Annotated in this window: 17 protein-coding genes; 5 read left to right on the forward strand and 12 right to left on the reverse strand. The window is 43.0% G+C overall.

Translation table 11 applies throughout. From position 1 onward, the window contains the following. Positions 1–32: 32 nt before the first annotated feature. Positions 33–1,364, reverse strand: coding sequence for a Na+/H+ antiporter NhaC family protein (locus tag GCHA_RS07675; RefSeq protein WP_007986789.1), 1,332 nt, complete (start codon positions 1,362–1,364; stop codon positions 33–35). A 542-nt stretch (positions 1,365–1,906) separates the two neighbouring features. Here GCHA_RS07675 and GCHA_RS07680 point away from each other — a divergent pair. After that, the gene (locus GCHA_RS07680; protein ID WP_007986791.1) at positions 1,907–3,190 is read left to right on the forward strand and encodes a cation:proton antiporter; all 1,284 of its coding nucleotides are present in this window, start codon (positions 1,907–1,909) and stop codon (positions 3,188–3,190) included. A 90-nt stretch (positions 3,191–3,280) separates the two neighbouring features. On the opposite strand, the gene GCHA_RS07685 is transcribed toward GCHA_RS07680, so the two are convergent. Together GCHA_RS07685 and GCHA_RS07690 are read right to left on the reverse strand one after the other, a co-directional pair. Beyond that, the gene (locus GCHA_RS07685; protein ID WP_007986793.1) at positions 3,281–5,158 is read right to left on the reverse strand and encodes a choice-of-anchor I family protein; all 1,878 of its coding nucleotides are present in this window, start codon (positions 5,156–5,158) and stop codon (positions 3,281–3,283) included. Between the two features lie 240 nt (positions 5,159–5,398). Next, a complete protein-coding gene (locus GCHA_RS07690) occupies positions 5,399–5,770 on the reverse strand; it encodes a cupin domain-containing protein (RefSeq protein ID WP_007986795.1) in 372 nt (123 codons plus the stop codon). A 684-nt stretch (positions 5,771–6,454) separates the two neighbouring features. Here GCHA_RS07690 and GCHA_RS07695 point away from each other — a divergent pair. After that, positions 6,455–6,844 (forward strand): hypothetical protein, encoded by a 390-nt coding sequence (locus GCHA_RS07695; RefSeq protein ID WP_007986796.1) that lies wholly within the window; start codon positions 6,455–6,457, stop codon positions 6,842–6,844. Positions 6,845–7,081: 237 nt separating this feature from the next. Here the strand turns inward: GCHA_RS07695 and GCHA_RS07700 are convergent, their stop codons facing one another. From GCHA_RS07700 to sodB, 7 genes are all read right to left on the reverse strand, one after another. Beyond that, entirely contained in the window at positions 7,082–7,450 is a 369-nt protein-coding gene (locus GCHA_RS07700; RefSeq protein ID WP_007986798.1) for a YacL family protein, read from the reverse strand. Between the two features lie 18 nt (positions 7,451–7,468). Beyond that, positions 7,469–7,963 (reverse strand): M48 family metallopeptidase, encoded by a 495-nt coding sequence (locus tag GCHA_RS07705; RefSeq protein ID WP_007986800.1) that lies wholly within the window; start codon positions 7,961–7,963, stop codon positions 7,469–7,471. A 9-nt stretch (positions 7,964–7,972) separates the two neighbouring features. After that, complete coding sequence (locus tag GCHA_RS07710) at positions 7,973–8,275, reverse strand: VF530 family protein (protein WP_007986802.1); 303 nt, start codon at positions 8,273–8,275, stop codon at positions 7,973–7,975. A 66-nt stretch (positions 8,276–8,341) separates the two neighbouring features. Beyond that, on the reverse strand, positions 8,342–9,910 hold the full coding sequence (locus GCHA_RS07715; protein WP_007986804.1) for a SpoVR family protein: 1,569 nt from the start codon (positions 9,908–9,910) through the stop codon (positions 8,342–8,344). 1 nt (position 9,911) lies between these two features. Then, positions 9,912–11,195, reverse strand: coding sequence for a YeaH/YhbH family protein (locus GCHA_RS07720; protein WP_007986806.1), 1,284 nt, complete (start codon positions 11,193–11,195; stop codon positions 9,912–9,914). A 53-nt stretch (positions 11,196–11,248) separates the two neighbouring features. Next, positions 11,249–13,171, reverse strand: coding sequence for a PrkA family serine protein kinase (locus tag GCHA_RS07725; protein WP_007986808.1), 1,923 nt, complete (start codon positions 13,169–13,171; stop codon positions 11,249–11,251). 328 nt (positions 13,172–13,499) lie between these two features. Then, positions 13,500–14,081, reverse strand: coding sequence for a superoxide dismutase [Fe] (sodB, locus tag GCHA_RS07730; protein ID WP_007986810.1), 582 nt, complete (start codon positions 14,079–14,081; stop codon positions 13,500–13,502). A 265-nt stretch (positions 14,082–14,346) separates the two neighbouring features. Here sodB and GCHA_RS07735 point away from each other — a divergent pair, with 265 nt between their 5' ends. Then, positions 14,347–14,673: a Grx4 family monothiol glutaredoxin gene (locus GCHA_RS07735; RefSeq protein WP_039992227.1), complete on the forward strand. Its 327-nt coding sequence runs from the start codon at positions 14,347–14,349 to the stop codon at positions 14,671–14,673. 183 nt (positions 14,674–14,856) lie between these two features. Here the strand turns inward: GCHA_RS07735 and GCHA_RS07740 are convergent, their stop codons facing one another. Beyond that, positions 14,857–15,051, reverse strand: coding sequence for a bacterioferritin-associated ferredoxin (locus tag GCHA_RS07740; RefSeq protein WP_007986814.1), 195 nt, complete (start codon positions 15,049–15,051; stop codon positions 14,857–14,859). 267 nt (positions 15,052–15,318) lie between these two features. Here GCHA_RS07740 and GCHA_RS07745 point away from each other — a divergent pair, with 267 nt between their 5' ends. Beyond that, complete coding sequence (locus tag GCHA_RS07745; protein ID WP_007986816.1) at positions 15,319–15,924, forward strand: peroxiredoxin; 606 nt, start codon at positions 15,319–15,321, stop codon at positions 15,922–15,924. Positions 15,925–16,030: 106 nt separating this feature from the next. Here the strand turns inward: GCHA_RS07745 and rnt are convergent, their stop codons facing one another. After that, a complete protein-coding gene (gene rnt / locus GCHA_RS07750) occupies positions 16,031–16,666 on the reverse strand; it encodes a ribonuclease T (RefSeq protein ID WP_007986818.1) in 636 nt (211 codons plus the stop codon). A gap of 207 nt (positions 16,667–16,873) precedes the next feature. Between rnt and GCHA_RS07755 the strand changes: the two genes are divergently transcribed. Then, entirely contained in the window at positions 16,874–17,737 is an 864-nt protein-coding gene (locus GCHA_RS07755) for a flagellar protein MotY (protein ID WP_007986820.1), read from the forward strand. Positions 17,738–17,818: the final 81 nt, after the last annotated feature.

Here is a 17,818-nt window from a genome sequence, read left to right on the forward strand (position 1 = left end):
CTAACATCTGCGCATTGCTCTATTTCTATCGCTTAGCGTTCTTTCTTGGCGCGCCACACAAAGCTTAATAAGGTCACCCCCGCAAGAATAAAGCAGTAAAACGAGTAAGGGATAACATCCACAGGTGAGAGCGAGAACGTTGCGCCAATAATAAGCAACTGCCCACCATATGGAATTAGTCCTTGTACAACGCAAGCGAAAATATCCAGTAAGCTTGCGCTGCGCTTAGGCTCAATTCCCCCTTGCTCGGCGAGGGCTTTTGCCGTGCTGCCTGCAACGATAATCGATACCGTGTTATTGGCAATGCACACGTTTAGCGCACTAATAAGCACGGCGATACCCAAAGAATTGCCTATTTTAATCGGTAACGATAAGGCTCGAATTAGCTTGCTGATAGCCCCTAGCAAGAAGTCTATCCCCCCTTGTTGGCGCATCAACTCAGATAACCCGCCAAGCATCAACGATAGGATCATGATTTCCTGCATCTGACCAAAACCGCTGTAAACATCTTGCCCGACTGAGGCTAATTCATACTCAGTCATACTCATACCTATAATGGCGCTAGTTAATATGCCGATCACCAATACCGCAAACACGTTCACTCCAGAAACCGCTAACACCAAAATCAGTAAATAGGGCAGGGCTAGCCAGGCATTGGTGCCTTGTGGAATATTCGCTTCACCTGTTTCACCTAGCGTTATTAGCAATACAATAACGATGAATGCAGCCGGTAATGCTAGGTGTAAGTTAGCCTTAAATTTATCACGCATTTCACAGCCTTGGGTGCGCGTTGCCGCAATGGTGGTGTCAGATATAATCGATAAGTTATCACCAAATATCGCGCCGCTGACCAAGACGCCCGCCACTAATGCGGGCTCGATACCAGTCGCTTGAGCCACGCCTAAACCAACGGGACCCAGGGCTGCGAGTGTGCCCATTGATGTACCCATGGCAGTAGCGATAAATCCAGCGATTAAAAATAAACCAGGCAAAATAAATTGCGCAGGAATGATGCTCAGCCCTAAGCTCACAGTGGCATCTACCCCGCCAGTGGCTTTGGCGACGGAGGAAAATGCCCCCGCTAACAGGTAAATAAAGCACATGGTAATGATATTGCTGTGACCAGCTCCTTCGATATATCGGGCCATTGTTTCGGTCAGGGTTTCTTTTGACAACAGGACTGCAAGTATCACCGCAGGCAGCAAGGCAGACGGGGAAGGCAGCTGATAAAATGCATACTCCACACCTTGTGCTTGATAATAAAAACCGACACCTAAAAATAGCACCAAGAAGGTGAGCAGAGGCAACAGCGCGAGTTTCGCTGTCGTGGAATACGGGTTTGACGACGGTGACGGAGTTTGCATAATTTTACCATAGACGTTTAGACGTCCAAAATACTAACTGTCTTGGGAAAAATAGCAAGTTTAGTTGGCTAGATAGGCGTATTTTGTATGATGATCAGGTGCTTGCGGGAGTATGAGGAGCATATCCGTTTGCTTACTTTTCTAACGACGAATTTGAAATAGAAATTATCATAGAGATAAAAGTGCGTTTTATTTGTTTCCCCTTATCGATTTGAATTTAGTTGCTCATCCGCTATCAATTCCGCTAAAAATTTTCTGGGCTAAAGTGTTCGAACGTATTACACCTATATAGCTAAATATTTTTCTCATAGCGGTGTAAGCACAAGTCATCAAAGTAACATTCCATAACACTTTGCACATCAATGTTAACAGGCGCTGTGGCTGAGTTACGTTATTATATCTGCGTCAAATATATACCTTAACTAACACCAAAATGTAGAGTCGAATCCGGGCAACGAAAGCATTTTCGTTTCAGTTATTTACTTAACTGTTTTGCCGTGTTTGATCACATTTCTTCAGCAAAATAATCAATAGGAACGTCCATGGACGCTTGGAATCTCATTTGTTTTTTAGGGGCACTGGCTGTCCTTATTGCTTTTACCAATCAATTTGTACTTAAACTGCAAACGACCATCGCTATTACCACTGGCTCTGTAGCGATTTCATTGTTGCTGATTTTAGCCGTTAAACTACTGGGAGATGAATCAGCTCAGTCGCTGATCAATGTGGTAAGTGATTTGAATTTTAATCAAATTTTGCTTAATGGCATGTTGGGATTTTTGCTTTTTGCCGGGGCGATGGAGATAGATTTACGTGCCCTACGTCGCCAGAGATGGGAAATAACGACCTTGGTGCTGTTTTCCACTGTGGTCTCGACTGTGATAGTGGGCTATTTAAGCTCATTTATTATGGGGCAATTCGGATGGGACGTGCCCTTTATATATTGCTTGTTATTCGGCGCACTTATCAGCCCTACGGATCCTATTGCTGTGCTAGCCATTATTAAACAAATGCAGGCGCCGAAGAACATTTCAATTCAGGTCGAAGGGGAATCGCTATTTAATGATGGGGTTGGCTTGGTTATTTTCTCTACGTTATTCGCGGTCGCATTTAGTGGTGTTGAGCCAACGTTTAGCAGTGTTGCTGAGCTGTTTTTATCGGAAGCGGTGGGCGGTATTGTATTTGGTTTAGTGTTAGCCGTGGTTGCGCATTTTCTTATCGTCAAGAGCCCAGACTTTAATGTACGTTTATTAGTGACATTAGCTATTCCGTCTGCAGGCTACGCCCTCGCTATTGCATTGCATGTGTCAGGCGCACTGGCGATGGTGATGTGCGGCATATTTATTGGCAATGTAACGCGCTCTAAAGGTGCGTCATTGGCGCGTATTTCTAGTATTCGCTTTATAAAAAACTTTTGGCATGCCACTGATACGTTTTTGAATGCCTTACTGTTTTTGTTGATTGGCATGTTGATCGTCAGTATGACGTTATCGATAGATGAAATTGCCATCGGTCTGTGCATGATCCCAGCAGTGCTTTTATCTCGATTCGTTAGCGTGGGTGCTCCGTACTTGGTGTTTAAACAATTTAGGCGCTATGACTTAAATTCAGTGCGAATTCTGACTTGGGGTGGCTTGCGAGGCGGGCTAGCGTTAGCGATGGCGGCGTCTATTCCTAACGATACCGTGTTAGCAAATGGTCATAATTTACATAATTTAATGGTTATCGTGACTTACATCGTGGTGATATTTTCTATCGTGGTGCAAGGTTTAACGATTTCTCCGCTGATCAAAAAGAGTATCGCAGCTGCGCAGGCACGCACTTAGCCAAAGCACATTGAAAGGATGATACGAAAGCGCCTTTGCATTTATTGCAAAGGCGCGTCATTTAACGTTATCGGTGGCTATTAAGTTTAGCTATTTTTCAGTGACTTGGTAAATAGTGACTGTACCACTTACTTCATTACCGATGATAAGCAGCGCGTTTCCATTTGGGCTGTCACTGGGGGCAACAAACTTAATGCTCTCTGGGCCTAAATCACCTGATATAGCCACTTCACTACAATCCATACCTTCGGCTTCGTCACAGGGATTATCCAAATCATCATCTAATTCGAAGTCTGTGCTGAAGTCACGGTTGTTATAGTGTGCAACATAAGCAACATTGAATGGATTGGTAACATCGTACGTAAACAAGTCACCTGAACGTTCTTGGGCAATAAATGCATAGGTACGACCTTCAATTTCGCCCACGGCGATCGCTTCTGGTTCGCCGCCTTTGTCGTCCGAGCGGTTATCACCTTTGTTTTCGGTGTGTGCGCTATTAAAATCATTACCTAAAATAGCGGCTGAGATCTTACCGAAATCATCGCCTGAATCGTAAACAAGGTTTATGTTTTGATCCCAAATCGAAAATGAGCGTGCTCCGTAGGCGTATAGTGCTTCAAACTCACCATTTTCATCGGCATCGCCTAAGGCTGTCGTTACTTTCAAGCGCCCTAAGCCGTCATCACCTCCGCTCAAATCGTATGCAGTTTGCAAGCTTGGTGACAGACTCATATTCAATTCGTCTTCATCAATTATGTCTTCTACTCGAACTTCTTCTGAATATGCATCATAGTCGCGCGAGTCACCCTCATTGGCCGACAAAATAAATGTCGCGCCATTGTATTGATAAGAGGTAATCGTATCCGGTTGATACATGCCATATAAGCCGTCAACACTATCAAAGTGAGGTAGTTCGTCTTCATTGGTGAAATCTAACTCGAAATTATTCCAGTCTTTAAAGCCAAGTGCGCGTACCTCAATGGTCATTTCTTCTAAATCTAGAATGCCTATTGCATTACTTTCTTGAAGAGACACATAGGCAGTTTTACCGTCTGCTGCGTAGGTGATGTATTCTGGCTCTAATTCTTGGGCGACTGTCATGCCTGTTGGACCAGCAAATTTAACCCCAGACGCTTTTAGCAATGCCATTCGTTTTGCGTCAGTGTCGTAGTCTTCTTCATCAAGCGTGTCACTTGAGAACGTCATGTCAGTGGTGAAGTTAATCGTTTGCGCTGTATCAGCTGGAATACCATCAGTGATGGCGATCATCGAAACACTGCCTTGTGGGTCGACTGCGTAATCTGTGTCTGGTTCACCTTCATTAGCCACTAATACATTTGTGCCATCAGGGTTAAACGCCACCATATCCGGTAGAGCGCCTGCTGCAACCGCCTTGATAAATGTGCCTTGGCCTGCTGCATCTAAACTGTAGAACAATACCGCGCCTGGGCTTGTTTTTACGCTAGCTTCTACTGCAATTGCCAGCATGTCACCATTGATAGCAATCGAGTTAGCTGCACCTAAGGTGATGGTTTGGTCTGCATTTGCTTCATCTTTTACTGTTACGCTGTCAGCAAAAGTAAATGCATTGGATAGCAAACTAGCATCAGAAAATGGGTTTGCTACAGCCGCGCTTGTTAGCCCTGATAAGTCAATGACCTCGATTTGATTTTCAGCTGAATTTATCGCGAACGCGGTGTTTGACGCTTGGTGAAATTGCACTATTTCAGCAGCACTTTTACCAAATACCTCTATACCGCCGGCGGCAAAGCGGCCAACCACTTCAATGTTTAAATCTCGGGGTAGGCTTTGGCCATCGACGCCATCAGCCCCGTCTGTACCATCAATACCAGCGGCACCTGCAGCGCCATCTTGACCGTCATCACCGTCAAGCGCACAGCCTGCTAAGCCGAAAACGACTGCCATAGATAACATGCTAAGTTTTAGAGTGTTTTTAAGTGGTTGCACCGAATGTTCCTTTTTTATTTTTAAAAGTAGCCGTGCAAGTTAAAGTGGCAATGTGACTCTATAACGACAAAAAAATGAACAAATTGTGACGGCGGGTATTTTAGAAAACGCAACTGGGAGGAGAGCAAACATCAGAAAATTGCTTAGGTGAGAAAGCAGGCCTGAACTGAACAGTGATGGTGAAGCCACTATACTGATGATTAGATTCAAGCCTGAATATATGAAAGCGTAAGCGTGTTATTAAGCCATTTCAGCCATAACTTTATCAACGTTTGACATTACCTGAGCTAATTCCTTGGTCGGGCTGAAATCAATAAATTTCAGATCCTTGTCGACGATGGCGGTGTGCCCTGGCTGTGCATAGAAAACGTCGCCTGCTTCAAATAACTCTTGTGTACCGTCATCGTATATAAACCGAAATATTCCTTCGAATATATAACCCCAATGCGGGCAATGACAGTTGTTGTTTAACCCTTTGAGCAAGGGCGTAAAATCAGTGCCTTTTGGTAGTTCATGGAAAACAACGGTCATGCTTCCCAATCCCGCCTGGGAGCGCATGATCATTCCTGGGGCTTGCATTACAACGGGTATATCTTCCTTCTTCATTTTCATGGTTATTTCCTTTCTATAACGCGAAAAAAGTAATGCTGTTTACTACTGGACAGCGTATAGGGTAAGTCAACAAACTCGGCTTACCGCTGATAGAGTATAGATAAAAAATATAAATCCGAGTTTGATGCCAAAACGATTTACACGGAATGAAAGCTGATTTTTTAAAAAAGGACCTCAATCCGAGATAAAACAGCAGTCCGTAGGTACGAAAGACAGACGTTTGGCGGAGAATCGATGGTTTAAGTGAATTTTTCAGAACTCTATCTTATGTTCTGTTTTAGAAGAGTATGAGCAAATTTGATTGTCGATTAAGTACGTAAAGCGGAAGTTGGCACTAAAAAAATTGACTGACCTCAATGAGCGATCAGGAGTCCCTCGACTGATTCTACCCTTCTGTATTCACTAAAATAGCTGACTAAAATATTTTTGATTATTTAGGCGTAAACCCCCTGTTTGGATATACAAGTTAAAGGGCTTTCCCATATATTCAGGAAAACGACCCAATCGCTCGTTTTTGTTCTTATCATTTTATCCAGATCGCCAGTTTTCCTTTACCTAGCAATATGATAGTTAGTTTGGTATTAATAGCGGAAGTACAAAAGTGAGCGATGCGTCGGCAGAAAAACGCGCAAATCGCGCTATATTAAATTGTTATACATCTATTGAAGCCAACTTGTATTGAATATGGATTTTAAAAAATTAAAAAGTAATTTGGTTGGTACTGCGAAAATTTATCGCTATGGATTAGGTTTCTTAATATCAATGGTTGCTGTAGATGCCTATAGAGATGATTTTGAGGATACACTATTCTTTTTAGGCCTCGTTATTGGTTATGTTCCAATTTTAGCTATAAAAGTAATACTTTATACCTATGTTGAAAGCTTAGAGTTTCATAAGATATCAAAGGGTTTGCTATGGTCGTTTTTAAGCTCTAACGTGGTTATTTTAGGTCTCAGCCTAGCAAGTTACTATGAACCTCCAGTGCTCACGCTCAATGAGTATTTATTGTATATGGCTGGTTTTGCAGGCTTACTTTTTTTCAATTATTTTATGCTGCCTTGGAAGAAGTCTTAATTGCTGATGTATAACAAAAACATCATGGTGGGAATTTTACTCGCTGGGCTTCGCCCAAAAGCGCTCCTAAAATCCCCATATGTTAAGCGTTAATGACCGCTTTTCGCTTATAGCCGTCTGTCACAGTCGTTCGAAACCTTTCTATCCCGAATATCACAATATACGTGAGCGCAAACAGATTAAATGAAGTGCTGAAAATACAATTTTGACGATAAGAGTCAGAGTCCGGTCCGTGAGCTACATTCTGCCTACAAATTCTTGCCACGATAACAGCACTTCCTTGAAGTCTTCTAAACCGCAACCAGTGATAGATTCTTGGTCGTACAATTCGGTATCTTCCGGAATATCAACTTCACCTTCATCTCGGGTGATGGCTGCATATACTTCTATTTCGTCTCGATTTAAATCCATATTAAATTCACGCCCTTGCAGCAGATAATGTTCAATTTCTTTATCTTCTAACTGCTGGATAACGTTCAGTATATGGGCTAACTTTTTGCGGTCTCGACCTAGCTCTTCACTAAACCAAAGGCCGAGTGTTTCTGCGCCCATTTCAAAAATGGCCGCAGGCTCTGCGCGATCATTACGTATAAATTGATAATCCATTGGGTATCCAAAAGTAAATTAATAAATGTCGCCTAGCGCGTCAATTTGGGTTAAATACACGCGTAAATCAAATTCCAATTGATGGTAATCAGGCAACATATGCAAACACAGTTGATAGAATGCTTTATTGTGGTCTTTCTCTTTCAAATGTGCCAATTCGTGCACCACGATCATGTTTAAAAATGGTTCAGGAACGCGCTTAAACAGGACGCTGACTCTTAGCTCATTCTTGCTTTTTAGCTTAGAGCCTTGAACTCTAGACACATAAGTATGTAAGCCAAGGGCGTGATTAACCACATGAATTTTGGGGTCGAAGGCGATTTTACTTAGCGGCGCTGATTTACGCATAAAACGGTTCTTTAATGCCATTACATAGTCGCGTAAAGCACTATCATTACTGATTTCATGCACACTTGGATAACGAGTCAGTAAATATTCTTTAAGTTTATCTTGTTCTAAAAGTTGTTCGATTTGGTTTTGCAGATGTGCCGGATAAGCCGCTAAGTACTTCATTTGCTGTTATTAATCTTTGGGTTTTTTCGGTTCGGGCCAAACAAATTCTTCAGCGGCAGAAACTGGTTCCGGCTGCTTTTTAGTTTGGGGGGACTTACTTCGCATGGTGTATAAGTAGAGGGACTCAACTTTGCTTCTTGCCCAAGGGGTTTTACGCAAAAATTTTAAGCTTGATTTAATACTTGGATCATTGGCAAAACAGTTAATTTTTACCTGTTCATGCATTTGCTCCCAGCCAAGCTTTTCGACCAAGGTTTCTACAATATGCTGTAGGGTTAAGCCGTGCAAAGGGTTGTTTTTTTGAGCTGTCATTGTGTCACATCTGAAATAGTTTGTTATTAGCTAAAACGCTGTTGGGCTGAACGCATTACGAGCACATTAAATTACAATGCTAGACAAAGGGGCATCGGCTCCTTTGGGCTGTTCAGGGTAGGCGCCAAGTAAGTGCCTAGCACCTTGATCATCTACTTGCTCTAATTTAACAGAAAACCCCCATAAATGATGCAAGTGCTTAAGGACTTTATGCTGGGTTTCAGCTAAAGGAATGCTCTGTTGTGGTAGGTAGGATAATGTCAGGGAGCGGTCGCCTTTTGAATCGACCTCATATATTTGAATATTAGGCTCTAAATTACTCAGATTATATTGCGCCGACAACTTCTCTCTTATCTTGTGGTAACCGGCTTCATCATGGATGGCGGACACACTGACAAACGCATTTTTCTCGTCGTCTTCAATAGCAAAAAATTTAAAATCGCGCATGAGTTTTGGCGATAAAAACTGACTGATAAAGCTCTCATCTTTAAAGTTTTGCATAGCAAAGTGCACTGTTTCTAACCAATCCTTACCTGCGATGTCTGGAAACCATGCGCGATCTTCATCTGTAGGCGATTGGCAAATACGCTTAATGTCCATAAACATATTAAATCCTAATGCATAAGGATTAAGCCCAGAGTAGTTAGGGTGATTATAGGCAGGCTGCGCCACAACATTGGTATGACTATGCAAAAACTCCAGCATAAATTTGTCGGTGAGTTTTCCTTCATCATATAGATGATTGAGTATGTGATAGTGCCAGAAGCAAGCCCACCCTTCGTTCATGACTTGGGTTTGTTTTTGCGGATAAAAGTACTGCGATATTTTACGTACTATACGCACGAGCTCCCTTTGCCAAGGTGCTAAGAGTGGGGCGTTTTTCTCAATAAAATAAAGCACGTTTTCTTGTGGCTCTGAAGGAAACCTTTGGGTTGGCTGACTGCTTTTGGTTTCCGATTTTGGTAGGGTTCGCCATAACTCATTCACTTGAGATTGGATATGTTGCTCGCGATTTTCTTGACGTTCACGCTCGATTTGCATCGAAATTTTTTGCGGACGTTTGTATCTGTCTACGCCAAAATTCATCAGCGCATGGCAAGAGTCCAATACGTTTTCAACTTCAGTTACACCGTACTTTTGCTCGCACTTTGCCACGTAGTTCTTAGCAAACAGTAAGTAATCAATAATCGAACTGGCGTCCGTCCATGCCTTAAACAGATAGTTATTTTTAAAAAATGAATTGTGCCCGTAACAAGCATGAGCCATCACCAGCGCCTGCATTGGCATGGTGTTCTCTTCCATTAAATAAGCGATACAAGGGTCAGAATTGATCACAATTTCATAAGCCAACCCCATTTGACCTCTGCGGTAGTTTTGCTCTGACTGAATGAATTTTTTGCCGTATGACCAATGGGCATAATTGACCGGCATACCTATGCTGGCGTAAGCGTCCATCATGTGTTCAGCGGTGATGATTTCTATTTGGTTGGGATAGATGTCTAAGCCATAATGTCTCGCTACGCGATCAATTTCCTGTTCATATTGAGCGAGAAGATCGAATGTCCAATCAGGGCCATCACTTAGTACATTGGATGCTGCTTTGTGTTCTGTTTTAGCGCAATTCTTGGCTACCATATTAGCTTACTCCTGAGGGCTTCTCGACGCTTTGATCGAATAACTCCCTGAAAACTGGGTAAATATCGTCCACATCGACAATATGCTTGATGGCAAAGTTGTTGTGTATCTCGCTAAGCTTTTCATACTCATGCCATAGCTTTTGATGTTGGCGCGCGGTGATTTCAATGTAGGCAAAGTATCGAACGCTAGGTAATAGGCTACGTTCAAGTAGTTCGGTGCACTTGGCACAGTCGTCTGTCCAGTTGTCGCCGTCAGATGCCTGTGCAGCATAGATGTTCCACTCTTGCTGGGAATAGCGCTGCTCTACGATCTGTTTCATTAGCACCAACGCGCTAGAGACTATGGTGCCGCCTGTTTCCGTGGAATAAAAAAACTCCTCCTCGTCGACTTCCTTGGCTTGGGTATGATGGTGAATATAAACGACTTCCACATCTTTATAGGTACGGGTTAAAAATAAATACAATAAAATATAGAAACGCTTGGCTTTATCTTTAGTGGCTTGGTCCATAGAGCCGGACACGTCCATTAAGCAAAACATGACGGCTTTACTGGACGGAATTGGGCGCTTTTGGTAGTTGCGAAAGCGCAAATCAAAGGTGTCAATAAAGGGCACCCGGGCGATGGCTTTCTCTAACTGCTCTATATCGTCTTTCAATTTCGCGAGTGCAAGCTGATCTGGCACTTTCGCTTCAAGCATTTCTGCAAGTTGAGCTTGCAGTGCTTTTAACTGTGCTTTTTTACCCCCGCTAAGGGCGATTCGCCGCGCGACCGAGCCTTTTAATGAGCGCACAACATCTAGATTACTTGGCACCCCATCAGACACAAACCCCGCACGATAGCTTTCATACTGTACTAATTTATCTTGCTGGGTTTTCTCAAGATTAGGCAAGATCAAGTCTTCAAAGAGCAGGTCTAGGTATTCGTCTTTTGAAATTTGAAAGACAAAGTCGTCTTGGCCTTCACCACTGTCACTGGCGTTACTATCACCACCTTGGCCAGCACCAGATTCAGGCCGTTTTATTTTATCGCCTGCAGTGAACTGGTCGTTGCCAGGGTGAACAATACTTCTGGCGCCACCTTTTCCGGTATGAAAAATAGGTTCTGATATATCGCGGCTAGAAATACCAATTTTCTCGCCGCTGGTGACATCAGTGACGCTGCGTTTGTTGATTGACTCAGACACAGCCTTCTTAATTTGCTCCTTGTAGCGGCGCAAAAATCGTTGGCGGTTGACTGTGCTTTTCCCTTTGCCGTTTAGTCGTCTGTCAATAAAATGGGCCATACTGCTTTACCTCAATGGATTCCATTGGAGCGCTGTTGTTTTTCAGTGCCGAATTAAGAAGATTTTCTAACCCGCAAATACCATTCACACAACAATCTAACTTGTTTTTGGGTGTAGCCTTTTTCAGCCATACGGGCAACGAAGTCATCGTGTTTTTTCTCGTCTTCTGCGGAGCCTTTCTTGTTAAATGAAATAACCGGAAGCAAGTCTTCGGTATTTGAGAACATTTTCTTTTCGATCACTGTGCGAAGTTTCTCATAGCTGGTCCAGCTAGGGTTTTTGCCTTTGTTATTGGCTCTTGCGCGCAGTACGAAATTGACGATCTCATTACGAAAATCTTTAGGATTACTAATACCGGCCGTTTTTTCGATTTTTTCAAGTTCGGTGTTCAGAGCTTCTCTATCGAATAGTTGGCCTGTCTCTGGATCTCTATATTCTTGATCTTGGATCCAGAAGTCAGCATAAATCACATAACGATCAAACAGGTTTTGACCGTATTCTGAATAAGACTCTAAATAAGCGGTTTGTATTTCCTTGCCAATAAACTCTACATACTTAGGAATGAGGTAGCCTTTTAAGTGCTCTTTATACATGTCGGCTAAGTCTGTGGGGAACTGCTCCCGTTCGATTTGACGTTCAAGCACATAGAATAAGTGAACAGGGTTTGCCGCTAGTTCTTGCGGATCGAAGTTAAACACCCTTGACAGTATTTTAAAGGCAAAGCGAGTAGAGAGCCCCTGCATACCTTCATCTACACCAGCGTAATCACGATATTCTTGATAAGACTTGGCCTTAGGATCCGTGTCTTTCAAACTCTCGCCGTCATAAACACGCATTTTTGAATAGATACTTGAATTTTCTGGCTCTTTTAGGCGCGAGAGCACACTAAATTGGGCAAGGGTTTCTAAGGTATCTGGTGCGCATGGCGCCCCTGTTAGTTCACTGTTATCAATAAGTTTGCGATAGATTTGAATTTCCTCTGACACCCGCAAGCAATACGGTACATTGACGATAAATACGCGGTCGAGAAATGCTTCATTGTTTTTATTATTTCGGAAGGTTTGCCATTCTGATTCGTTAGAGTGGGCCAATATTACTCCTTCAAAGGGCAGGGCAGAGAGCCCTTCGGTGGAATTATAGTTGCCTTCTTGGGTAGCGGTGAGTAACGGATGTAGCACCTTTATGGGCGCTTTAAACATCTCAACAAACTCCATCAGACCTTGGTTTGCTCTGCATAGCGCCCCTGAATAACTGTAGGCATCCGGGTCGTTTTGCGCGAAGTGCTCAAGGCGCCTGATATCGACTTTACCTACTAAAGCGGAAATGTCTTGATTGTTCTCGTCTCCGGGTTCGGTTTTCGCTACAGCGACCTGGTCGAGAATAGATGGATGCAATTTGATGACTTTGAATTTTCGAATATCACCATTGTATTCATGCAAACGCTTGCGGGCCCATGGTGACATAACCGTTTTGAGGTAGCGCTGGGGAATACCAAACTCATTCAATAACAAGGCGCCGTCTTCATTTGAATCAAACAAACTAAGAGGATGGTCATTGACTGGCGAGTCTTTGAGTACATAAATTGGTTGCTGCTGCATAAGCTCTTTGAGCTTCTCAGCTAATGAAGATTTTCCGCCGCCAACAGGCCCAAGCAAATAGAGAACTTGTTTCTTTTCTTCTAACCCTTGGGAGGCATGGCGAAGATAGGAAACGATCTGTTCTATTGATTCTTCCATGCCATAAAAACCATCAAACGCTGGGTAACGAGCGATGATTCGATTTGAAAATATACGGCTTAGGGTGGCATCTTTGGCAGTGTCTACCATTTCTGGTTCGCCAATCGCTTTAAGAAGACGTTCTGCTGCATTGGCGTATGCTGAATCATCTGTTTTGCAGATTTCCAAGAACTCGTCGATGGTTAACTCTTCTTCTTTACGCGCTTCATAGCGCGTTTGATATTGCTCTAAAATTCCCATAACTCGACCTCACATATAGAAAATTTTCCGGCTTCACTGGTAAGATTAGACCCTAATTAGCATTTGTATGTTTCGGATTTAGAACAATATTTTCTAGGAAAGGATAAAAACTGATCTTTAAGCACTAACGGAGTCAGTTTGTTGCACAAGGAAATTTACGTTGCTGAATAGAGTATGAATGAATGGGCTCGTTGGGGTAAATTAACGGCCGTCTGCAGGGATTTGAACCGCTATTTTTTTACCGCGAGGTGAATACGAAAACATAAAAAAGCCCCGATATATTCGAGGCTAATGAAGTATCTGAGTCATTGACCAGATAAAGGGATGCTTATGCGAAGTTGCTCGCTGCGAAATCCCAGTTTGCTAGTGCCCAGAAACCTTCAAGGTACTTAGGACGAGCGTTACGGTAGTCAATGTAATAAGCGTGTTCCCACAAATCTACGGTAAGTAGAGGAGTAAGGCTAGCATCTGTCAAAGGTGTACCCGCATTGCTTGTGTTAACAATGTCTAGGCTGCCGTCAGCTGTTTTGACAAGCCAAGTCCAGCTTGAACCAAAGTTGTTCACTGCTTTGTCGTTCAAGGCTGCTTTAAAGTCTGCGAAAGAACCCCATTTGGCGTTGATTGCATCAGCAAGTGCGCCAGTTGGTTCACCGCCACCATTTGGGCTTAGGCTGTTCCAGTAGAACGTGTGGTTCCAGATTTGAGCAGCGTTATTGAACACTCCGCCTTCAGACGATTTTACGATCTCTTCAAGATCTTTATTCGCCATATCAGTACCTTCAACCAAGCCGTTTAGCTTAGAAACATACGTGGCGTGATGCTTGCCGTAGTGATATTCCAATGTCTCAGCTGAGATATGTGGTTCTAAAGCATTCTTTTCATACGGAAGAGCTGGTAATTCAAAAGCCATGATAATTCTCCATTTAAAGTTAACAATAATCGTGTGTATAACCTTGAGTAAGCGCTAGCGTTTTATACACGAATATAAAACAGCTTGTCCAAGGTTATCCTGAAACCCAGTTTCCGATCTTAGGGCGCACAGAGCACAATACAAGGGGTAAACTTGATAATAATTTTAAACCAATAAAGATCACAAGGGAGCATTGGTATATTGCCTTGAAAACGGTAAACTTGGCCGCATTATTAGCGTTATTCAAATATTAGTGAGAGTGATCATGGAAACAGTTGAGAAAATTCAGCAACAAATTAGCGAAAATCCTATTCTTCTATACATGAAAGGATCACCTAAATTGCCTAACTGTGGTTTTTCAGCCCAAGCGTCTCAGGCGTTGATGTCATGCGGAGAAGAGTTTGCTTACGTAGATATCCTGCAAAACCCTGATATCCGTTCTGAGTTACCCAAATATGCTGACTGGCCTACATTCCCGCAGTTATGGGTTGATGGCGAGCTTGTCGGTGGTTGTGACATCATCATGGAGATGGTTCAACAAGGTGAATTGCAAGCTATTGTTAAAGAAAGCGTTGCCAAGCGCACTAAGTAAATAGCCTTTTTTATTCAGGCTATGTCCAGTCGCTGGCTTAGCCACCGAGTAAAATGAAGGCATAAAAAAAGAGTCTATATAGACTCTTTTTTTGTGCCCTTTTAAACTAGCTCAATGTATCTGAACGTTAAGGCAAATTGGGTTTCGGTGTTCCTGCTGAGCATTTAGCCCTGCTAGGTTGGGTTAACACACTTCTTTAAATAGAGATTCATCAATGATCGTACTGTCAACGATGCTTTGCGCCATGCGCACACATTTGCCGCACTGATCACCTACGCCCAGCGCTTCACGCAGCTGACGCATATTGCCCACACCGTCTTCGCGAACGGCCTGTTTAATGGCTTTATCGGTAATGCCGTGACACAAACAAACGTACATAGTTAACCTTACTGAATCTTGATGTAAATGATAATAGTTGTTGTTTGCAACGCTTTCAAGCTTTTATTTGTAATTTTGCACGATTTTTAGTCGTTGTTGGCCACAACTAAGGGAAGAGGAGTAGGGCGTATGTTAAATAATTATTCACCCCTTGGTTTTTAACCAAAGCATACTTACATTAATGGAACGTAAAAGAGTGTGATAACCCGTAAATAGTCGTTACACTATGCGCCAGTTATTTATAACCCCAATAGAATGGAGATCAAAATGAGTGTACTAGTTAGTCGCCCAGCCCCAGATTTTACCGCCGCTGCAGTATTAGGAAATGGCGATATTGTTGAAAACTTTACCCTTAGTGAAGCAATTAAAGGTACAAAAGCAGTATTGTTTTTCTACCCGCTAGATTTCACGTTCGTTTGTCCATCTGAATTGATCGCATTTGATAAGCGTTATGATGAGTTCAAAAAGCGTGGTGTTGAAGTCATTGGTGTTTCTATCGATTCTCAGTTTACTCACAACGCGTGGCGTAACACTGCCATCAATGATGGTGGTATCGGTAAAGTGAAATATGCAATGGTCGCTGATGTTAAGCACGAAATTTGCCAAGCATACGATGTTGAGCATCCTGAAGCGGGCGTTGCGTTCCGTGGTTCATTCCTTATCGATGAAGAAGGTGTTGTACGTCATCAAGTGGTTAACGATCTTCCTTTGGGTCGCAACATTGACGATATGCTTCGCATGGTCGACGCGCTTAACTTCCACGAAGAGCACGGTGAAGTTTGTCCTGCAGGTTGGCAAGCAGGCGAGAAAGGTATGGTAGACAGCCCTGAAGGTGTTGCGAGCTACCTTTCAGAGAACGCTGATTCACTTTAATTTGCTATAACGTTAATTCGTTAGCAGTAAAGCTTTTTAAAAATAAACCGCTAGGATCACATGATGCTAGCGGTTTTTTCGTGTCTGCTACCTCACAATTAAAGGCCTAATCGCTTTGCGGGATAGGCCAACCACAGTGGCTATGCCATTTATTAACAATATAACAGTACAACTCTGCCGTTTTTTGCGTGTCGTACAAGGCTGAGTGCGCTTCACTTTGATCGAAACTAATATTTGCCGCTTGGCAAGCCTTGACTAAAACGGTTTGTCCTAACGCTAACCCTGCTAATGTGGTGGTATCAAACGACACAAACGGGTGAAAAGGCGTGCGCTTAATCTTACTGCGTTCAATAGCCGCGTTGATAAACCCCAAGTCAAATGCCGCATTGTGCGCCACCATGACTGAGCGCTGACAATCCGCGTCTTTTTGCTCTTTACGGATCTGCTTACATAAGTCTTTCATGACCTCTGTTTCATCTAATGCCCCACGCAAGGCGCACCAAGGATCGATACCGTTAAATTCTAATGCCGCTTTTTCTAAATTTGCCCCTTCAAAAGGAACAACATGATAATGAAACGTTTTGTCTGGCGTTAAATAACCATCTGCGTCCATTTTAGTGGTAATGGCTGCCACTTCAAGTAAGGCATCGGTTTGTGCATTGAAGCCTGCGGTTTCAACATCTACGATAACGGGAAAGTAGCCTCTGAATCTGTCTTTGAGGAGAAATTGTGGATCTGACATAGCTGCCTATAGAGATGAAAATATGGCGTGATTATGTCAACTATCGGGCCACCTCGCTACCTATATACAGATTTATCTACGTAACTATATTCTTTAGTTGACTGGGCAAGGCTGTAAATCAGAGTTAAGCTTTTACCTTAGGCGTCGATAAACAAAGTACACACGCCACGATCCACTGACAGGCGAATTAACAAGACGAAAAGACTTATGAAATTTATTTTATTTATCGTGTCACTGACGTTGAGCAGCTCTATATCAGCTGGCCTGCGTCAATACGCTGCAAAAGTCGAAACTTCTGACTGGCAGTTAAGCCAGCAAAGTCGCTTGCAGTGCACTTTATCGCATAAGATTCCAGGTTATGGTGAAGCGCTGTTTACCAGTATGGCTTCGAAGCAACTGAACATGGAATTTGAGCTTGATATGCTGCGATTGCCGAAAACCTTTGGTATGGCTTCTGTTTATTCCGTCCCCCCGCGTTGGATGCCTGGTCACATGCAGCATGCCATCGCAGACATGACAATTCGTAAGCAATATAACGGTGATTTACCTGAACAAGCAGCTTGGACTATGTTGTCTGAATTGGAAAAGGGGTTTTGGCCCACTATTTATTATCAAGATTGGTACAACCAAAGTGACCGAATTGCTGTTGGGCTAAATGCCAGCAATTTTGCCGTGCCCTACGAAAACTTCGCCCAGTGCGTGTCGAATTTATTACCTTATAGCTTTGATGATATCGCCTATACCATTCTCGCGTATCAAAAAAACAGTACTGATCTAACTAAGTATTCCCAGCGTCGTTTGAACATGATTGGGCAATATTTGAAAGAAGACAGCGATATGGAATTAGTCTTGTTAGACGGATACAGCGACAGTTATGGTGGCAGAGATATGAATAAGACCTTATCGGTTAGCCGCGCCGTTGAAATAAAAAATTACTTCAGTGAAATGGGGGTCGCACCTCAGCGAATTGAGGTTACTGGGCATGGTGAGCGCAGACATATTGCGCCAAATAGTAACGAAATGTCCCGAGCGAAAAACCGCAGAGTTGTCATCCGTATGGCAAAACCCTAGCGTTTCTTTTGTTTTTAAAAGAATTGGTCTTAGTGGCAAGCCATATTAGCAAAAAAGCCGATTAACTTCACTTAGTTAATC

The sequence above is a fragment of the Paraglaciecola chathamensis S18K6 genome (genome assembly GCA_000314955.1).
Taxonomy (GTDB): domain Bacteria; phylum Pseudomonadota; class Gammaproteobacteria; order Enterobacterales; family Alteromonadaceae; genus Paraglaciecola; species Paraglaciecola chathamensis.

What these genes read in the sequence shown, in the direction of transcription:
- GCHA_RS07675 (WP_007986789.1), bottom strand. Translation starts at nt 1,364, where the DNA reads ATGCAAACTCCGTCACCGTCGTCAAACCCGTATTCCACGACAGCGAAA.
- GCHA_RS07680 (WP_007986791.1), top strand. Translation starts at nt 1,907, where the DNA reads ATGGACGCTTGGAATCTCATTTGTTTTTTAGGGGCACTGGCTGTCCTT.
- GCHA_RS07690 (WP_007986795.1), bottom strand. Translation starts at nt 5,770, where the DNA reads ATGAAAATGAAGAAGGAAGATATACCCGTTGTAATGCAAGCCCCAGGA.
- GCHA_RS07695 (WP_007986796.1), top strand. Translation starts at nt 6,455, where the DNA reads ATGGATTTTAAAAAATTAAAAAGTAATTTGGTTGGTACTGCGAAAATT.
- GCHA_RS07700 (WP_007986798.1), bottom strand. Translation starts at nt 7,450, where the DNA reads ATGGATTATCAATTTATACGTAATGATCGCGCAGAGCCTGCGGCCATT.
- GCHA_RS07705 (WP_007986800.1), bottom strand. Translation starts at nt 7,963, where the DNA reads ATGAAGTACTTAGCGGCTTATCCGGCACATCTGCAAAACCAAATCGAA.
- GCHA_RS07710 (WP_007986802.1), bottom strand. Translation starts at nt 8,275, where the DNA reads ATGACAGCTCAAAAAAACAACCCTTTGCACGGCTTAACCCTACAGCAT.
- GCHA_RS07715 (WP_007986804.1), bottom strand. Translation starts at nt 9,910, where the DNA reads ATGGTAGCCAAGAATTGCGCTAAAACAGAACACAAAGCAGCATCCAAT.
- GCHA_RS07720 (WP_007986806.1), bottom strand. Translation starts at nt 11,195, where the DNA reads ATGGCCCATTTTATTGACAGACGACTAAACGGCAAAGGGAAAAGCACA.
- GCHA_RS07725 (WP_007986808.1), bottom strand. Translation starts at nt 13,171, where the DNA reads ATGGGAATTTTAGAGCAATATCAAACGCGCTATGAAGCGCGTAAAGAA.
- sodB (WP_007986810.1), bottom strand. Translation starts at nt 14,081, where the DNA reads ATGGCTTTTGAATTACCAGCTCTTCCGTATGAAAAGAATGCTTTAGAA.
- GCHA_RS07735 (WP_039992227.1), top strand. Translation starts at nt 14,347, where the DNA reads ATGGAAACAGTTGAGAAAATTCAGCAACAAATTAGCGAAAATCCTATT.
- GCHA_RS07740 (WP_007986814.1), bottom strand. Translation starts at nt 15,051, where the DNA reads ATGTACGTTTGTTTGTGTCACGGCATTACCGATAAAGCCATTAAACAG.
- GCHA_RS07745 (WP_007986816.1), top strand. Translation starts at nt 15,319, where the DNA reads ATGAGTGTACTAGTTAGTCGCCCAGCCCCAGATTTTACCGCCGCTGCA.
- rnt (WP_007986818.1), bottom strand. Translation starts at nt 16,666, where the DNA reads ATGTCAGATCCACAATTTCTCCTCAAAGACAGATTCAGAGGCTACTTT.
- GCHA_RS07755 (WP_007986820.1), top strand. Translation starts at nt 16,874, where the DNA reads ATGAAATTTATTTTATTTATCGTGTCACTGACGTTGAGCAGCTCTATA.